We start from the raw sequence: 17,105 nt of genomic DNA on the forward strand, positions 1-17,105 counted from the left end.
TAGGCAGTTGACGGAATACGCCTTGATAAAAAAGGCAGAAACCGAGTTTAGCCTGCTTTTTGCGCTGGAGAAGCCCTTGGGCGGATTGGCATAATTTGGGCTCAATCACAGGAGTCTGATGATGGACAAAACAATACGTCGCGGTTCATTTGAAATGACCGCCGCCATGCTGATCTCCGGGACCATCGGTTGGTTCGTGCTGGTGTCCGGGCAGCCCGTGCTGGACGTGGTGTTCTGGCGGTGCGTGTTCGGCGCCGGCACGCTGTTGCTGATCTGCGCGGCATTCGGCTTTCTGCGCCCGGGCATCCTCACCCGCACCACGTTCTTGCTGGCGGTGCTCAGCGGCGTGGCGATTGTCGGCAACTGGGTGCTGTTGTTCGCCTCTTATTCTCGCGCGTCGATTGCCATTGGTACGGCGGTTTATAACGTCCAGCCGTTCATGCTGGTCGGGTTGGCGGCGCTGTTTCTGGGCGAGAAAATCACCCTGCAAAAGCTGTTCTGGCTGGGTATTTCGTTTCTCGGGATGCTGGCGATTGTCAGCGCACATGGCGAGCAGGGCGCGAGTGGCAACGATTACCTGATGGGCATCGGCCTGGCGTTGGGCGCTGCGTTTCTGTACGCGATTGCGGCGTTGATCATCAAACACCTGACCGGCACGCCACCGCACTTGATTGCTCTGATCCAGGTCAGCACCGGCGTGCTGCTGCTCGCGCCATTTGCGCACTTTTCAGCGTTGCCGCAAGCGCCCAGTGCCTGGGCCAGCCTGGTGACGCTGGGCATTGTTCACACCGGCGTGATGTATGTCCTGCTGTACGGCGCGATTCAGAAACTGCCGACGGCATTGACCGGCGCGTTGTCGTTCATCTACCCGATTGCGGCGATTTTCGTGGACTGGTTTGCCTTCGGCCACCGCCTGGAGCCGCTGCAATGGATCGGTGTTGCCGCGATTCTGCTGGCCGCCGCTGGCATGCAGCAGGGCTGGGGCCTGAAGACTCGTCGCGCGGTCACCCAATAAACAGGCGTCAGATGTTCCAGCGCGGCGCGGTCTTGGCCAGTCGCTGGCGCATCTCGCCGATGTTCGATGCGAACTGGCGGATCAATAACCGATAGCCGTCCAGCGCGTTATAAACGGGCGCTTCGAGACTTGAATCAACCGGCAAATCGACAGAACGACTGAGGCGCTGCGATGCGCCGGTTTTCAGCGCCCGGGCCATGCCGATCAGTTGCACGCGAATCTGCCGGTGCTCGGCTTTGAAACTCGATTGCAGATGGGCCATGGCGTCGCGATCGTTGGCATCGGGCCGGGTGTTGCCGAGGATCTCCAGGGTGCTGACGCACATCCGCAAATTGCGCTGGATGGCATCGAGCTCAGTCATGGAAATCTTCACTTCCTTGGACACCGACGGCATCAGCGAACGCAGTTGCACCATCGCTGCGTTCAGGCGATTCATGATCTTCAGGTGTTCGTCATCGGAGACGGACTGACCATCGATGATGCGCCCGTAAATCGTCGCGCAATCGCGCAGCGAGTTGGCCAGGTTGTAGCGCCAGGAATAAACCGCATACGACGGCAGGGCGAAGGAAAAGGCCAGGGCCAACGCCACGCCAATCAGAATATCCACGCCGCGCCACAGTCCGTCGGAGATCGGGTTGTCACCATGCCCGGCGACAATAAACACCGTGATCCCCGCCAGCAACGCGGTGTAACCGCCCTTGCCGATGGCGTGATACGAGAAGAATCCGCACACCACCGACATCACAAAATAGGTCAGCCACGGCATTCCGAGCCAGGCCTGTTGCGCCACCAACAGCAAGCCGATGGTGGCGCCGATCAACGTGCCGACGGCGCGCTCGGCGGCTTTTTTGCCGATGTTGCCGTGGTGCTGCAAACCGCCGATCACCACCAGCATCGTCACCGACGCCCACTCACCGTGGGGCAGGTTGATGCCGGTGGTCAGCACGATCGATGCCAGCAACCCCAGCGACACGCGGACCGCGTGGATCAGTTTCGCGTGGCGGTAGCGCCGGTACGGGTCCAGCAACGGACGCAGTAGCCGACGCAGCAGCGGTGGCAGTCGATGGGCTCTGAACGTGTTCAGGCTTGGTGTCCTCAGAAGATGTAATCGGTGGTCAGGAAACTCGAACTGCGTCCGCTGATGATCTCGCTGATGAGTTCTTTATTGGTTTCCTGGAACTTGGTTGCCACCAGCGTGCGGATAGAGAACACCCGCAACGCGTCATGCACCGACAGCGTGCCTTCGGCGGAGTTTTTGCGGCCGTTGAACGGGTAGGTGTCCGGGCCGCGCTGGCACTGGGCGTTGAGGTTGATCCGGCCGACTTGGTTGGCAAAGGTGTCCACCAGCCGACCGACCGCCACCGGGTTGGTGCCGAAGATACTCAACTGCTGGCCGAAGTCCGACTCCAGGACGTAGTCGATCACTGTGTCGAGATGCCGGTAAGGCACGATTGGCACCACCGGGCCAAACTGCTCTTCCTGATAGACGCGCATCTGCGGCGTCACCGGGAACAACACCGCCGGGTAGAAGAACGACGCCCGTGCCTCACCGCCATTCGGGTTCACCACCCTGGCGCCTTTGCTGACCGCGTCCGCGACCAGCGAGTGCAGGTAATCGACCTTGCTCGCTTCCGGCAGCGGCGTCAGCGCAACACCGCTTTCCCACGGCATACCCGGTTTCAGGGTGGCCAGTTTGGCGTTGAATTTCTCGATGAACGATTCGACCACGTCTTCATGGACGAAGAGGATTTTCAGGGCGGTGCAACGCTGACCGTTGAACGACAGCGAGCCGGTCACTGCTTCGTTGACCGCGTTGTCCAGATCGACCTCCGGCAACACGATGCCCGGGTTCTTCGCATCCAGGCCCAATGCTGCGCGCAAGCGGTGGGGTTTCGGGTGGAGTTTTTTCAGGTCGCTGGCGGCTTTGTTGGTGCCGATAAACGCAAAGATATCGATCTTGCCGCTGGCCATCAGCGCGCTGACGGTCTCGCGGCCGCTGCCGTAGATCACGTTGATCACCCCGGCCGGGAAGCTGTCGCGAAAAGCTTCCAGCAGCGGACGAATCAACAGCACGCCCAGCTTGGCCGGTTTGAACACCACGGTGTTGCCCATGATCAGCGCCGGAATCAGCGTGGTGAAGGTTTCGTTCAGCGGGTAGTTGTAAGGGCCCATGCACAAGGCGACGCCCAGTGGAACGCGGCGGATCTGCCCGAGGGTGTCCTGTTCCAGCTCGAAGCGGCTGGAGCGGCGGTCGAGTTCCTTGAGGGCGTTGATGGTGTCGACAATGTAATCGCAAGTGCGATCGAACTCTTTCTCGGAGTCCTTGAGGTTCTTGCCGATCTCCCACATCAGCAGCTTGACCACCGCCTCACGCTGTTCGCGCATGAGGCCCAGAAATGTTTCGACGTGCTGGATGCGTTCGGCCACGCGCATGGTCGGCCACAGTCCCTGACCCCGGTCATAGGCGCGGACGGCGGCGTCCAGTGCGGTCAATGCAGTTTCAGCGTCGAGCAGCGGCGTGCTGCCGAGGATCACTTGTTCGTCGCCATTTTCGCCGGTCAGGTACACGGGACTGCGGACTTGGGCGAGGGGGCCGGACCAGGTTTTCAGTTCGCCATCGACCAGGTATTCACGCTGCTCGGTCTGACCGTCGAGGCGGTATTTTTCCGGGATGTCGCTTGAATCGGGAAACAGGTTGCCAAGGATGTGTGCTGTGGTCATGTCGCTACCCCGTCTGGATTGGGTGATGAACTGATGAATCGTTTTAGCAGACCTCGGCCTCGCTTGTCATGACTCATCTCATCGTTCGGCGGTTCAGGGTTTTCGATCGTGGAACGGCCGGCACCTACGGTCATGGCCTCAGATGCCCCCCTTGTTGGCCCCCGATGCCCTCAACCCGTGCGCGTTGGTGCCTTAGTGTTGACCTGTGCCTGATCACAATAAAAAGTGCTCCCCGCGAGGGATGCCCAACGAGAGGACAACCATGCGGGCCAGTCGAGTCTCTGAAAAGCCTAGCCTTTGTTTGGCGTTGATGGGCGGCATCTTCGCCGCGCTGCTGAGCGGTTGTGGTGATGAGCGGAAAAGCCCGGCGGTGCACGGCGACGGCCAACGCCATTCCCACAATAAGAACGGCGGATGCGATTCATGACGATGGATTTAACACGGCGCCAACTGCTGCAACGGGCGAGCGTCATTGGCGCCTTCACCGCGCTGGGCTCAACCCCCGCGTTGGCCGAGTTCCTGCGCGGGCCACGGCTGATTCCCTGGCGTAACTGGTCGGGCGGCCAGAGTTGCTTGCCGGCAGCCGCACCTTGCGTCGGCGCCTGACCGAACATGCGCTGACTTTCGAGACGCTGCTGGAACAAGTACGCCAGGCCCGGACGATGAGCCTGCTGGCCAATCCGGACCTGTCCATCGAGCGCATCACCGAAGAAGTCGGCTACAGCGACGTGCGCAGCTTTCGCCGAGCCTTCAAACGCTGGACCGGCATGAGCCCGAGCGCGTTTCGCAATGAATCCCCACTCTCAACAAATCCCATGTAGCAACTGACTTGTGGTGAGGGGATTTATCCCCGTTCGGCTGCGTAGCAGTCGTAAAACCTGAACGCACGGTCTATCTGGCGCACCGAGTTGTCTCATTTCACGACGGCTTCGCCGCCGAACGGGGATAAATCCCCTCACCACAAGGGAGCTGCGACAGGGAGTGCACAGAAAGGCTCATCCCCGGTTAAACTCCGCGCTCTTTTTCAAGGAGTTCATATGAGTTACTACCAGCCGGGCATTCTCGCCACCCCCGTTCCGCCTCAAGCCCGTCATATGTTCTTCGCCCTCGAATCCGCCGAATCCTTGCCAGCCGCGCTCGATAACTTGATGCAGCTGGTGGACGGAAAGTCGGTGGTGGTCGGCTTTGGTGAATCCCTGGTCAAGGCTCTGCACGCGCAAATCGATGGCCTGCGACCGTTTCCGGCGCTGACCGGTGTCGGCGTCGATAACCCGTCGACCCAACACGCGCTCTGGTGCTGGTTGCACGGTGTCGACCGTGGCGAGTTGCTCAATCGCAGCCACGCCATCGAAGCCGCGCTGGCCCCGGCCCTGCGCCTGGTGCAGATGAACGAAACCTTCCGCCACATGACCGGCCACGACCTGACCGGCTACGAAGACGGCACCGAAAACCCGCACGACGAAGCCGCCATGGCCGCCGCGCTGTTGGGCGACGGCGCTGAAGGCCTGGTCGGTGGCAGCTTCGCCGCGATCCAGCAGTGGCAGCACGACCTGAAAGGCTTCCACGCGATGCCGTCCCATGAAAAGGACAACATCATGGGCCGACGCTTGAGCGATAACGAAGAGCTGGATGACGCGCCGATTTCCGCCCACGTCAAACGCACGGCCCAGGAAAGCTTCGCCCCCGAGGCGTTCGTGGTCCGTCGCTCGATGCCGTGGATCGAAGGGGATCGTGCCGGCCTGATGTTCCTGGCGTTCGGTTTTTCCCTCGATGCGTTCGAGGCCCAGCTGCGACGCATGAGCGGACTGGAAGATGGCATCACCGACGGTTTGTACCGCATCAGCCGCCCGATCACTGGCGGTTACTATTGGTGCCCGCCGCTCAAGGACGGTCATCTGGACCTGCGCGCCTTGCGCATAGGCTAAGGATCAAGGAGAAAACATGGACGTCGTACGCTGGGGCATGATCGGTTGTGGCAGTGTCGCCGAACGCAAGAGTGGGCCGGCCTTTTACAAGGCCCCCGGTTCGGCGCTGGTGGCAGTGATGGGGCGACGCCTGGAGGCGGTCACCGACTACGCCGCACGCCACGGCATCGCCCGGGTTTACACCGATGCACAGGCGCTGATCGATGATCCCGAGGTGGACGCGGTGTACATCGCCACGCCCCCCGACAGTCACCATGCCTATAGCTTGATGGTCGCTGCGGCCGGCAAGCATTGCTGCGTCGAAAAACCGATGTCGCTGAATGCCGGGCAAAGCCGCGAGATGCAACAGGTCTTTGCCGACGCCGGATTGCACCTGTTCGTGTCCTATTACCGACGCTCGCTACCGCGCTTTCAACACGTGCGGCAGTGGTTGGAGGAGGGGCGGATCGGCGAGGTGCGGCATCTGTCCTGGACCCTGACCAAAGCACCTTCCCCGAACGATCTGGGTGGCGCCGACAATTGGCGCACGAATCCGGTGATGGCCGGCGGCGGCTACTTCGCCGACCTGGCCAGTCATGGTCTTGACCTGTTCCAGTATCTGCTCGGCGATATCGTCGAAGTCGCCGGTTTCACCGCGCGGCAGGCCGGTTTGTATGCCGCCGAAGACGCCGTCAGCGCCAGTTGGCGGTTCGCTTCGGGTGCCCTGGGCATGGGCTGCTGGAATTTCGTGGCAGATCGCCGAGAAGACCGGGTCGAGCTGATCGGCAGCAAGGGCCGGATCAGTTTTTCAGTGTTCGATGAACACCCGTTGCAGCTTGAAGCGGATGAGCACCTGAGCCTGCTCATCGACCATCACGAGCACATCCAGTGGCATCACGTGCTGGGCATGAACGCTCACATCCGTGGCGTTTCGCAGCATCCGGCGGTGGCCGAACAGGCGCTGAAAACCGATTGGGTGATGGACCAGATCCTCAAGCGCACCTGAACCCTCCCGAGTTCACTCACGAAACGGAATCGCTGGATCAGCTGCCGACCACCGCGAGGCTGCGTTGTGGCACAGTGCCGGTTATCAGCCATTGCGATGCGGTACGCCGAGCGGTCTATGCTTGCCAGTGCGCCCATCGTAATGGGAGAACTCTGATGATCAACGTACGCACCGCCCGCATGCTTGCCGATTACAAGCAATGGGCCGATCAGCGCCTCTTTGACAGCCTGGCCGCATTGCCGCCGGGGGAGGTCAACAAGGAGCGAGTGTCGGTGTTCAAGAACATGATCGGCACCCTGAACCACATCTACGTCGTGGACTGCATCTGGCAGGCTCACCTCGAAGGCCGAGGGCACGGCTTCAAAACCTCACACGATCTGCTGCATCCCGACCTCGCTGATTTGCACATGGCGCAAAGGGAGATCGATCACTGGTATTGCAACTGGAGCGCCCGACAGACAGAGAGGTCGCTGGATAAACCCGTCGAGTTCACGTTTGTCTCGGGCGAAAGCGGCACCATGAGCGCCGGCGCGATGCTGCTGCACGTGGTCAATCACGCCAGTTATCACCGTGGCTGGGTGATCCAGATGTATTTCGACATTCCCGCCATGCCGCCGATGACCGACATGCCGATCTTTCTGCGCGAGACCGATCCGGATTTCAACTCGCTCAGAGCACCGGCAGTTCAGCCGACATGTGTTGGGCAATTCGCGAGCGCAACCAACGTTCTGCCGGATCGTTATCGTTGACCCCGTTCCAGACCATGGACAGTTCGGACAGCACGATGTCAAACGGCGGGTCGTCGGCTCGCAGCTGGTTGCTGCCTTCGATCAACGCACAGGCCGCGTAGTCCGGCACCGTGGCCAGCATATCGGTGCCGGTCAGCAAGGCGCGCAGCCCGGAGAACTGCGGCACCGCCAGCACCACCCGCCGCGAGCGGCCGATGCGTGCCAGATCGTTGTCGATGGCACCGGTCAAATCCCCGGAAAACGACACCAGCGCATGGGGACGTTCGCAATACTCATCCAGGGTCAATGGACCCGGACGGTTATCGCCACGCAGAATCTTCACGCTCAAGTCCCGCAACTTCTTGCGCTTGGCATTGGCCGGCAATTCCGTGGTGTAGCTGATCCCGACGGAAATCTCCCCGGAGGAGAGCATCGGTGACATCAACAGGTAATTCACCCGCCGCACCACCACCACGACGTTCTGCGCTTCTTCGCGTATCTGCTTGAGCAGCGGCGGAAACAGACCGAACTCGGCGTCGTCGGACAGGCCGATGCGAAACACATCACGGCTGGTCGACGGGTCGAAATCCTTGGCCCGGCTGACCGCACCGGAGATGGTGTCCATCGCCGGCTGCAACTCCTTGAGAATCGCCAACGCCCGTTGGGTCGGCTCCAGCACCCGACCGTTGCGCACCAGCAACGGATCGTCGAACAGATCGCGTAACTTCGCCAGCGAAGCACTGACCGCAGGCTGACCGAGGAACAGCTTCTCCCCGGCCCGGGTCAGGTTCTTCTCGAACATCAACGTTTCGAAAATCACCAGCAGGTTCATGTCCACGCGGCGCAGGTCGTTGCGGTTCATGGGAGGGCTACTCGCAGGGTTTTTGGGGTCTTTTCAGTAAAGCATCAAACCCTGTGGCGAGAGAGCGCCGGTGATGAGGGGGTTACCTGTGATGCAAGACCCACCTGAAATGAAAGCCCTACCCGTGGCGCAGGGATTTACCTGTGGCGAGGGAGCTTGCTCCCGCTCGACTGCGCAGCAGTCGTAAACCCTGTGCATGCGGTGTACCTGAATGACCGCAGTTGCAGGTTTTGGGGCCGCTTCGCGACCCAGCGGGAGCAAGCTCCCTCGCCACAGAAAGCGGCGCTTATTTGGGCAGATCAATCTTGTCCAACACCCGGTTCGCGGTGATCTCCGCCACCATGATGCTGTTGGAGATACCCAGCAGGGCGTAGCGCGACTCTCCCTCCAGATGATCCACCAACTGATGGACCATCACGTCGACCGAGGCGAGTATTTCGACCAGATAGACCGCCAGGGTTTCGGCCGTGGCCTCGGGGTCTACGGAGAACAGGGTGCTGCGGGTTCGCGGGGTGGCTTTGATGTCGGCGTTCGATGGGAAGTGGAAGTCGAGGGCTCGCTCGGCGGCCTCGTTGAGTTTTTTTGAATCGGGTTCATACGGGGATGCCGGATCGGCGTCCGGTGGGTTGGGCGTTACTTTGAACATAGATGCTTCCCTTTTGTAGTAGGGGCCGCAACCATCTCGCGACTAAACGAGGGGGTGGCAGCCGTGCGCAAGTTAGTCGACCGGCAAGGAAAAGCAAAAATCCGGCGCGTCCGAAGACGCCTTGCGCACAGCTGCCATAAAGTACAGGCGAATACCTGACTGACAATACTCATGCGACCGCTTTAACTTAGCCGGGCGACTAAACCCGATCACTGATGGGCAGTGACGGGAATCAAGTTACCGAGCAGCCCCAAGGCGCACAAGCCGGCGGATTCTGGCGCAGCCGTAGGCAACGGCGCAAGGATTTGTAGCTTTCAGGAAGTATCTTCGAGGGTGTTTAAACAAGCGCTGTTTCGGTGTTAAACAGGCGAGCGCGACAGGATCTATTCATCCACCCAGCTCTGTGGCGAGAGGATTTATCCCCGTGGGTTGCGCAGCAACCCAAAAACCTGCAGCCGCGGTCATTCAGTCAAACCGCATGCACAGGATTTGCGACTGCTGCGCAGCCGAACGGGGATAAATCCCCTCGCCACAGGGGTTTTGTGAACTCCAGACATTGAGGTTTTGCAGGCCAAAAGGTTTTTGATCGTTCCCACGCGTGGGAACGATCAATGCGGGCCCGGCTCGGTCAGCACCTTCCTGAACGTCTCCACCAACGGCCGCAAATTGATCCGGTGCCACGCTGCCCACAAGGGCGTGGTAAACGAAATCCACGGCACTTCCCGCAGCACCACGCCCGGCGGTGCGTTGCGGCTCAAGCCTTTCTGAATCATCGCAATCCCCAGTCCTGACGCCACCAGACCCAACGCAGTGAAAGGCTCGGTGGCTTCCATGCGAATGTCCGGGGTGAAACCGGCGCGGATGCAGGCGCTGACGAAGTCTTCGCGGCTGGCGCAATTCTGGCGGTGCTGCACGCCGATCCATTCCTGATCGGCCAGGTCCGCCGGGGTCAGCGTGGCCTGCTGGGCGAGGGGATGGTGTTCGGGCAGGGCCAGCAGCATCGGGTCGTCCAGCACTTGAAAACCCAGCAGGTCCGGGTCATCGGCGACGGGCGGTTCACTGACCAGCGCGATATCCAGACTACGCTGGCGCAGGCCTTCGAGTTGTTCGGCGGAGCTCAGGTTGTACAGCGCAACGTGCACGCTCGGTCGGTCGACGCGCAGCACCCGCAAGGCATTGGGCAACACGCCGGCGTGCATGGCGTTTTCGATGTAGCCGATGCACAAGCCGCCTTCTTCGCCGCGACCGAGGCGCTTGCCCAGGGATTCGAGGCGGCTGGCGTGGGTCAGCAGGGCGCGGGTTTCGGCGAGGAACGTCTGGCCGTCGCGGGTCAGGCGGATGCGCTGTTGGCTGCGCTCGAACAGGGTCAGGCCCAGGCGTTCTTCGAGCTGGGCGATCTGCCGGCTCAAGGGCGACTGGGAGATGTGCAAACGTTCGGCGGCGCGACCGACGTGTTCTTCTTCGGCGACGACGACGAAGTAGCGCAATTGGCGAATGTCGATCATGTCAGACCTATCAGGACTTAAGTGCTGCACATTATGTCTTGGACGGTCCGACCATCGCAATCTAGGATCTGCTCAACGGTCAGGCAACTGACCACTGAAACTGACGAGGATTGAATCATGAGCTTGAAAGACAAACTGCCCGGCACGCTGGGTTTCGGTACCGCTCCATTGGGCAACATGTTCCGCGCCATTCCTGAAGACGAGGCGCAGGCCACCGTGCACGCCGCCTGGGATGCCGGCGTGCGTTACTTCGACACCGCGCCGTTCTACGGCTCGGGCCTGTCGGAGATTCGCCTGGGCACCGCACTGGCCCAATACAACCGCGACGACTACGTGCTGAGCAGCAAAGTCGGCCGGGTCATCCTCGATGAAGTCGAAGACGCGTCGGCCCGCGACCTCGGCGAAAAAAGCGGCGTGTTCGAACACGGCCGCCCGAACAAGATCGTCAACGACTACAGCGCCGACGCAACGATGCGCTCGATCGAAGACAGCCTCAAGCGCCTGCAAACCGATCGCCTCGACATCGTCTGGGTGCATGACATCGCTCAGGACTTCTACGGCGATCAATGGCTGGAATATTTCAATCAGGCCCGTACCGGCGCGTTCAAAGTGCTGACCCGTTTGCGCGAAGAAGGCGTGATCAAGGGCTGGGGCCTGGGCGTGAACAAGGTCGAACCTTGCGAACTGACCCTTGATCTGACCGAAGCCCAGCCGGACGGTTTTCTGCTGGCGGGTCGCTACACTCTTCTCGACCACGACCGGGCCTTGCAACGTCTGATGGACGCGGCGCTGGCGCAGAACGTTGACATCGTGGTCGGCGGTCCCTACAGCTCGGGCATTCTGGCCGGCGGTACGCACTTCGAATACCAGAAAGCCAGCCCGGCCATCGTCAACAAAGTCGAGCAGATCAAACGCATCGCGGCTGCCCACGGTGTCGACATCAAGGCTGCAGCCTTGCAGTTCTCGCTGGCCAACCCGGCCGTGGCGGCGGTGATTCCGGGCTCCAGCCGTCCGGACCGGATTGCTGAAGATGTTGCGGCACTGTCGGCCGTGATCCCCGCTGCATTCTGGCAGGCGATGCGTGACGCGAAACTGGTGAGCGAACGCGCTCCATTGCCAATCTGAGGAGTTTGAGCATGAAGATCGATCTGACTGGAAAACTCGCCATTGTCAGCGGCAGCACTGCCGGCATTGGCCTGGGCATCAGCAAGGCGCTGGCCGAATCCGGCGCCACGGTGGTGGTGATCGGCCGCGAGACGGCCAAGGTCGAACAGGCGCTGGCGAGCATTCGCCAGAGCGTGCCGGGCGCGCAATTGCGCGGCCTGACCGCCGACCTCGGCACGGCCGAAGGGGCTGAGCAACTGTTCGCCGCCGAACCGCGCGCGGACATCCTGGTGAACAACCTCGGGATCTTCAACGAGGTGGATTTTTTCGACACGCCCGACAGCGAGTGGACGCGTTTCTATGAGGTCAACGTGATCTCCGGCGTGCGCCTGTCCCGGCATTACGTGCCGGACATGGTCAAGCAGGGCTGGGGCCGGGTGATTTTCCTGTCCTCGGAATCGGGCATCGCGATCCCGGCCGACATGCTCAATTACGGCGTGACCAAAAGCGCCAACCTTGCGGTGTCCCATGGCTTGGCCAAACGGCTGGCGGGCACTGGCGTGACGGTCAACGCGATCCTGCCGGGCCCGACGTTGACCGATGGCCTGGAGCAAATGCTCAAGGACGCCACCGCCGAATCGGGGCGCAGTGTCCGGGAAGAAGCCGACGCATTTGTACGCAAGGCGCGGCCGACCTCGATCATCCAGCGCGTGGCAGATGTCGAGGAAGTCGCCAACCTGGTGGCCTACATCGCTTCGCCGTTATCCTCGGCCACGACGGGCGCGGCATTGCGGGTCGACGGCGGTGTCGTCGACAGCATGGCGATCTGAATTTTATTGATTGAGAGAGAGCATTACATGGCAAAGGCATCAGCGTTTATTGATATTCCGGCTTCGGCCGATGCGGTGTGGCAATTGATTGGCGGCTTCGACACGCTGCCGGACTGGCTGCCGTTTATTCCGAAAAGCGAACTGAGTGAAGGCGGGCGAGTGCGCAGTCTGCAAACGTCCGACGGCGCGGTGGTGGTTGAGCGGTTGGAGACGTTTGATAACGCCGGCAAGACCTACAGCTACTCGATTTTGCAGGCACCGTTTCCGGCGACTGAGTACCTGGCGACGATCAAGGTAGAGGCTCAAGGGCAGGGGGCTCGGGTGACCTGGTCGGGGCGGTTTACGCCCGTCGGTGTCAGTGAGGCCGAGGTTGAGGCGTTGTTTGCCGGGATCTATCAGGGCGGGCTTGAGGCCCTGCGGGCGAACTACCCAACCTAGAAGTACAACGCAACCTTTGTAGCAGCTGCCGAGCCTGCGAGGCTGCGTTCGGCGACGCAGTCGTCGTGAAATCAACCCCTGCGGTGTTTCAGGAAAACCGCGTTCTCAGGGTTTACGACGACTGCGTCGCCGAACGCAACCTCGCAGGCTCGGCAGCTGCTACCAAATGGTGTGTGGCTTCAGGTCTGTGGAATCAGATCTTGGCCGCAATCGAGCACCAACCGGGCACCACCCAACTCACTGCTGCCCACTTCAAGCGCAAACCCATGCAGGCTGACAATCGCCGCAACGATCGACAGCCCCAACCCGAACCCGCTTTTCTGATTCCCGCCCTCGGCACGATAAAAACGCTGGAACACCGCTTCACGTTCGCTTTCCGCAATGCCGGGCCCTGAATCGAGCACCTCGATTCGCGTGCGCCCACCTTCATTGACCCCGCGCAAAATCACCTCGCCACCGGGCGGTGTGAATTTGATCGAGTTGCTCAACAGGTTCGCCACCGCTTCAAACAACAGCGCCCGATCACCGTTCAACATCGGCAGCGATGCCGGCAGTTGCAGCTTGAACACCAGTTCGCCTTCCTCCGCCAGCGGCAGGTAAAAGTCATGCAGTTCCTGCAACAACGGCACTGGGTCCAGTTGCACAAAACCGGATCGGCGCTGGCGATCCTCCAGTTCGGAAATCCGCAGCAACCCGCGAAACCGTGCCATCAGCGTATCCGCTTCACCGAGGACGGAATCGAGCTGCACGGCCAGGGTCGAGCCGTCATCCGCCTGCTGTTGGATCCGGTACAACTGCGCCCGCAAGCGGGTCAGCGGTGTGCGCAGGTCGTGGGCGATGTTGTCGCACACACCCTTGACCTCGTTCATCAGGCGTTCGATGCGTTCGAGCATGGCGTTGACGATGGCCGCGAGCATGTCCAGCTCATCGCGGCGGTTGGACAGCGGCAAGCGTCGGGTCAGGTCGCCGGCGACGATGGCCTCGGCGCTGGCCTGGATCGCCCGAATCCGCCGCAGCGGACGCCGTCGCAACAGATGCCAACCGGCGATGCCGGGCAGGATGGTCAGCGTCACGCCCCAGAGCAACGCGTGCAGAATGATCCGGGTCACGGCAAACAGCGAACCGTTATCGCGCACCAGCACCAGCCAGCGACCGTCCTTGGTCTGGGTCGCGACCGCGTCGCAACTGTCGGTGGGCAGGCTGGGGTCGTCAGACTCTGCGCAGTCGCCGAGCATGTGAATCTTGCCGTCCAGCGGCAGGCCTTCGGGCATGTGCCGCAGCGCGCCGCTGAGGTAGCGGTGCTGCGAATCGAACAGGCCATAGGCGTCTATGCCGCGAATGTCGAAGGTCATGCTGACGGCGAGGGCGTCGGCCAATTGCTCGCCCTTAAAGTGCGAAAACAGATGCTGACGCTGCATCAGCGAGTGCTTGGCCAGGTTGTCCAGGTACGCGGATACTTCGTAGTACATGACCCCCATCAGAATTCCGCTCCAGATCACGAACAGCGAACTGTAGAGCGCGAGCAAGCGGCTGCTGGAAGAGCGCCAGCCGTTAGAGGGGTTCAGCAATGACATAACCCGAGCCTCGCACGGTCCGAATCAGTGGGACTTTGCCAGGCGGATCGATCTTCTTGCGCAGCCGGCCAATGTGCACGTCGATCAGGTTGGTGCCCGGGTCGAAGTGATAACCCCAGACCTCTTCGAAGATCATCATCCGCGAGAGGATTTGCCCGGTGTTGCGCATCAGGAATTCCAGCAACTTGTACTCGGTGGGCAGCAGCGTCAGCAGCTGATCGTCGCGACTGGCTTCATGGCTGATCAGGTTCAACTCCAGATCGGCGACCCGCAGCGTGGTCGCCTGGGCGGTCACGGTGTTCTGGCGACGAAGCAGCACTTCAACCCGGGCGGCCATTTCATCGGTGGCAAACGGCTTGGTCAAGTAATCATCACCACCCGCCCGCAAGCCGCGCACCCGCTCATCGACGTCGGAGAGGGCGCTGATCATCAGGATCGGCGTGGCCACGCCCATGGTCCGCAGCGTGGTGACGATGGCCAGGCCATCGAGCTCCGGCAGCATGCGGTCGAGGGTGATCAGGTCGTAGTTGCCGCTGACCGCACGCTCCAAGCCTTCGCGGCCATTGTCGACCCAATCGACGTCGAGGCCATGGCTACTGAGTTCGGCGACGATTTCCCGGGCGGTCACGGCGTCGTCTTCGATGGTCAAGATGCGGGTCATAGGGCTGGCCTGATAGTCAGTTCATGGCAGAGTGTGGGAGCATTTTGCCAATAAATGCTTGCGGACTTTCTAAATAAAACTTCACGTGAAGGAAAGACAAGAACTCGCAGCCTCGTTTCACTCGACAGCTGCTACAGAGTAATGCGTATTCCCTGTAGCCGCTGTCGAGTGAAACGAGGCTGCGAGCTTTGGATCGTCCAATGCATAAAACCCGCTGCGATTGCCGCTTCCTTGCAATTTGCATGGATTTCGGAAGTTCAAAATTTATAAGCAGTTGAAATAAATCGATTTATTGAAAGTTGGCGACTGGCACGGTGACTGCAATTACTCATTCGAAGAGTTGTAACACCATCTTTCCTGCCTGGAGCGATACAACAATGAATAGATCCTCTGATGGTTTCTATCCTGCCGCAGAAGAATCAAGCACGCTCTCGGGTGTGTCCTGGGGAGCGATCTTCGCCGGTGCCGCTGCGGCAGCTGCGTTATCGCTGATTCTGGTACTGCTGGGTTTTGGTCTTGGATTCTCGGCCGTTTCGCCTTGGGCTAACGAAGGTGTGAGTGCCAAGGGCCTGGGGATTTCAACGATTATCTGGCTGGCCGTTACACAGATCGTCGCGTCCGGGCTCGGTGGTTACATCGCCGGTCGCCTGCGGGTCAAATGGGCCAACATGCACGGTGATGAAGTCTATTTCCGTGACACGGCTCATGGCTTCCTGGCCTGGTGCGTTGCAACGCTGGTGACCGCGACGCTGGTCGTCGGTTCGGTCAGCAGCATCGTCAGCGGTGGTGTGCAAGCCGGGGCGAGTGTGGTCGGTGGCGCTGCCGGTGTTGCGACTCAAGCCGCGGGCACTGCGGCGGGCAATACCGACAGCGACCAGTATGGTTACTTCGTTGACAGCCTGTTCCGCGATGATCGTCCGGCTGCCGTCAGTGATGACGCTGCCCGTAGCACTGTGACGCGCATCTTCGTCCGCTCCCTGAACAATGATGGTCAGCTGTCGGCCGAAGACCGCACTTACCTGGCCCAGCTGGTCGCCCAGCGCACCAACCTGACCCAAGCCGATGCCGAACGCCGTGTCGATGAAGTCTATGCCCGCACTCAAAAAGCCGTGGCCGACGCCAAACTGGCTGCACAACAAGCGGCTGATACCGCCGCCAAAGTCGCTGCCTGGACGTCGCTGTGGATGTTCATTGCGCTGCTGATCGGTGCGTTTTTCGCCAGCCTCGCCGCTACCTTCGGCGGTCGTCGTCGGGATGCCGTGGAGTATGTGGAAACTGATGCTTATGTGACCACCACTTCCGTGCCACCTGTTCGCTAACCCAGGAGAATTACCATGCGCTCATTACTGCTGTTCTTTCTTGGCGTGCCAATCCCGATCATCATCCTGATCGCCCTGTTCATGCATTGATCTTCTGAGGCTCATGCCTCTGCCGCTTCCGCCTCGGGTGGAAGCGGCGTTTTGCTTTCTGGCGTCCAATAAAGCGAAGATGCGCCCCTTAGTTTGCATTGACTCAAGAAGGGGAGAAGTACATTGGACAAAAAGGAAATAAAACGGCAACTGGTGGCGATGCTCGACGCCGGGCGCTCCAAAACCGAGACGTTCAAGGCGTTCTCCGGTGGGGCGGTCAAGGATCGGGTACTGGCTTACTGGATTGGGGCCAGGCCGGATCCGGCACTGCGCGAAAAGCACTCACTCAAGGTCAACATTCTGATCGCGCTGACTTGCGTTCAAGCCTTGCTGGGAGCGGTCTCCGGGTTTTACCTGGGCGCGATGATCGGCTCCGGTGCGGTCGTGTTCTTCACCTTGTTTGCGGCATTGGTACCGCTGGCGTTCGCCTGGGGCTTCTACAAGTACGTGCCACAGGCTTACACCATTTACGTGATTCTGACGGTCAGCCAGGTCTCGCGGATGTTCAAGGGTTATGAAGAAGACCCGGTGATGACTGTGGTCGGCGTCGCAATCACCTTGGGCATGGCGTTCTTCGTCGCCTTGGTCAAAAACCTGCTGTTCCCGGACCTGGGCTTCATCGGCGCGAAAAAGGTCAGGGGCGAGTACGTGTTCTCCAACTGATCGACGAGGTGGGGGCGGCGTCTTTCACTGGCCTGGATC

At 60.7% G+C, this 17,105-nt stretch carries 16 protein-coding genes and 2 pseudogenes; 11 read left to right on the forward strand and 7 right to left on the reverse strand.

What is annotated here, in order from left to right; translation table 11 throughout:
* Window positions 1-121: 121 nt before the first annotated feature.
* Window positions 122-1,015 (forward strand): DMT family transporter, encoded by an 894-nt coding sequence (locus tag ACA053_RS12325; RefSeq protein WP_109630120.1) that lies wholly within the window; start codon window positions 122-124, stop codon window positions 1,013-1,015.
* A gap of 7 nt (window positions 1,016-1,022) precedes the next feature.
* Here ACA053_RS12325 and ACA053_RS12330 read toward each other — a convergent pair whose 3' ends face one another.
* Entirely contained in the window at window positions 1,023-2,042 is a 1,020-nt protein-coding gene (locus tag ACA053_RS12330) for an FUSC family protein (protein ID WP_497395689.1), read from the reverse strand.
* Between the two features lie 68 nt (window positions 2,043-2,110).
* Window positions 2,111-3,736, reverse strand: coding sequence for an NADP-dependent glyceraldehyde-3-phosphate dehydrogenase (locus tag ACA053_RS12335; RefSeq protein ID WP_497317486.1), 1,626 nt, complete (start codon window positions 3,734-3,736; stop codon window positions 2,111-2,113).
* Between the two features lie 429 nt (window positions 3,737-4,165).
* On the opposite strand from ACA053_RS12335, the pseudogene ACA053_RS12340 reads away from it, so the two are divergent.
* The 5 genes and pseudogenes from ACA053_RS12340 to ACA053_RS12360 form a co-directional block, all read left to right on the forward strand.
* A pseudogene (locus tag ACA053_RS12340) lies at window positions 4,166-4,321 on the forward strand (twin-arginine translocation signal domain-containing protein); the annotation flags it as partial.
* A pseudogene (locus tag ACA053_RS12345) lies at window positions 4,303-4,557 on the forward strand (helix-turn-helix transcriptional regulator); the annotation flags it as partial. The pseudogenes ACA053_RS12340 and ACA053_RS12345, both read left to right, overlap by 19 nt.
* A gap of 216 nt (window positions 4,558-4,773) precedes the next feature.
* On the forward strand, window positions 4,774-5,661 hold the full coding sequence (locus tag ACA053_RS12350; protein WP_497395691.1) for a Dyp-type peroxidase: 888 nt from the start codon (window positions 4,774-4,776) through the stop codon (window positions 5,659-5,661).
* 16 nt (window positions 5,662-5,677) lie between these two features.
* Complete coding sequence (locus tag ACA053_RS12355) at window positions 5,678-6,646, forward strand: Gfo/Idh/MocA family protein (RefSeq protein ID WP_497395693.1); 969 nt, start codon at window positions 5,678-5,680, stop codon at window positions 6,644-6,646.
* Window positions 6,647-6,801: 155 nt separating this feature from the next.
* Window positions 6,802-7,395, forward strand: a complete 594-nt coding sequence (locus ACA053_RS12360) for a DinB family protein (protein WP_497395695.1) — start codon at window positions 6,802-6,804, stop codon at window positions 7,393-7,395.
* Here the strand turns inward: ACA053_RS12360 and ACA053_RS12365 are convergent.
* From ACA053_RS12365 to ACA053_RS12375, 3 genes are all read right to left on the reverse strand, one after another.
* A complete protein-coding gene (locus tag ACA053_RS12365; protein ID WP_109630137.1) occupies window positions 7,316-8,236 on the reverse strand; it encodes a LysR substrate-binding domain-containing protein in 921 nt (306 codons plus the stop codon). The two genes, ACA053_RS12360 and ACA053_RS12365, sit on opposite strands and share 80 nt — an antisense overlap.
* Window positions 8,237-8,522: 286 nt before the next feature.
* A complete protein-coding gene (locus ACA053_RS12370) occupies window positions 8,523-8,882 on the reverse strand; it encodes a DUF6124 family protein (RefSeq protein WP_109630140.1) in 360 nt (119 codons plus the stop codon).
* A gap of 608 nt (window positions 8,883-9,490) precedes the next feature.
* Complete coding sequence (locus tag ACA053_RS12375) at window positions 9,491-10,387, reverse strand: LysR substrate-binding domain-containing protein (protein ID WP_497317498.1); 897 nt, start codon at window positions 10,385-10,387, stop codon at window positions 9,491-9,493.
* A 117-nt stretch (window positions 10,388-10,504) separates the two neighbouring features.
* Here ACA053_RS12375 and ACA053_RS12380 point away from each other — a divergent pair, with 117 nt between their 5' ends.
* The 3 genes from ACA053_RS12380 to ACA053_RS12390 are packed head-to-tail and all read left to right on the forward strand — an operon-like array spanning window position 10,505 to window position 12,759.
* The gene (locus tag ACA053_RS12380; protein ID WP_497395698.1) at window positions 10,505-11,512 is read left to right on the forward strand and encodes an aldo/keto reductase; all 1,008 of its coding nucleotides are present in this window, start codon (window positions 10,505-10,507) and stop codon (window positions 11,510-11,512) included.
* An 11-nt stretch (window positions 11,513-11,523) separates the two neighbouring features.
* On the forward strand, window positions 11,524-12,321 hold the full coding sequence (locus tag ACA053_RS12385) for an SDR family NAD(P)-dependent oxidoreductase (protein ID WP_109630147.1): 798 nt from the start codon (window positions 11,524-11,526) through the stop codon (window positions 12,319-12,321).
* Between the two features lie 27 nt (window positions 12,322-12,348).
* Window positions 12,349-12,759, forward strand: a complete 411-nt coding sequence (locus tag ACA053_RS12390) for an SRPBCC family protein (RefSeq protein ID WP_109630149.1) — start codon at window positions 12,349-12,351, stop codon at window positions 12,757-12,759.
* Between the two features lie 179 nt (window positions 12,760-12,938).
* On the opposite strand, the gene ACA053_RS12395 is transcribed toward ACA053_RS12390, so the two are convergent.
* Entirely contained in the window at window positions 12,939-14,333 is a 1,395-nt protein-coding gene (locus tag ACA053_RS12395) for a sensor histidine kinase (RefSeq protein ID WP_497395700.1), read from the reverse strand.
* Entirely contained in the window at window positions 14,311-14,994 is a 684-nt protein-coding gene (locus tag ACA053_RS12400; RefSeq protein ID WP_109630157.1) for a response regulator transcription factor, read from the reverse strand. Before ACA053_RS12400 ends, ACA053_RS12395 begins: the two co-directional genes overlap by 23 nt.
* Before the next feature lie 377 nt (window positions 14,995-15,371).
* Here ACA053_RS12400 and ACA053_RS12405 point away from each other — a divergent pair, with 377 nt between their 5' ends.
* Both ACA053_RS12405 and ACA053_RS12410 read left to right on the forward strand, forming a co-directional pair.
* Complete coding sequence (locus ACA053_RS12405) at window positions 15,372-16,313, forward strand: hypothetical protein (RefSeq protein WP_497395702.1); 942 nt, start codon at window positions 15,372-15,374, stop codon at window positions 16,311-16,313.
* Window positions 16,314-16,526: 213 nt separating this feature from the next.
* Window positions 16,527-17,066, forward strand: a complete 540-nt coding sequence (locus tag ACA053_RS12410; protein ID WP_109630163.1) for a hypothetical protein — start codon at window positions 16,527-16,529, stop codon at window positions 17,064-17,066.
* Window positions 17,067-17,105: the final 39 nt, after the last annotated feature.

Source organism: Pseudomonas sp. LBUM1672 (assembly GCF_059695655.1).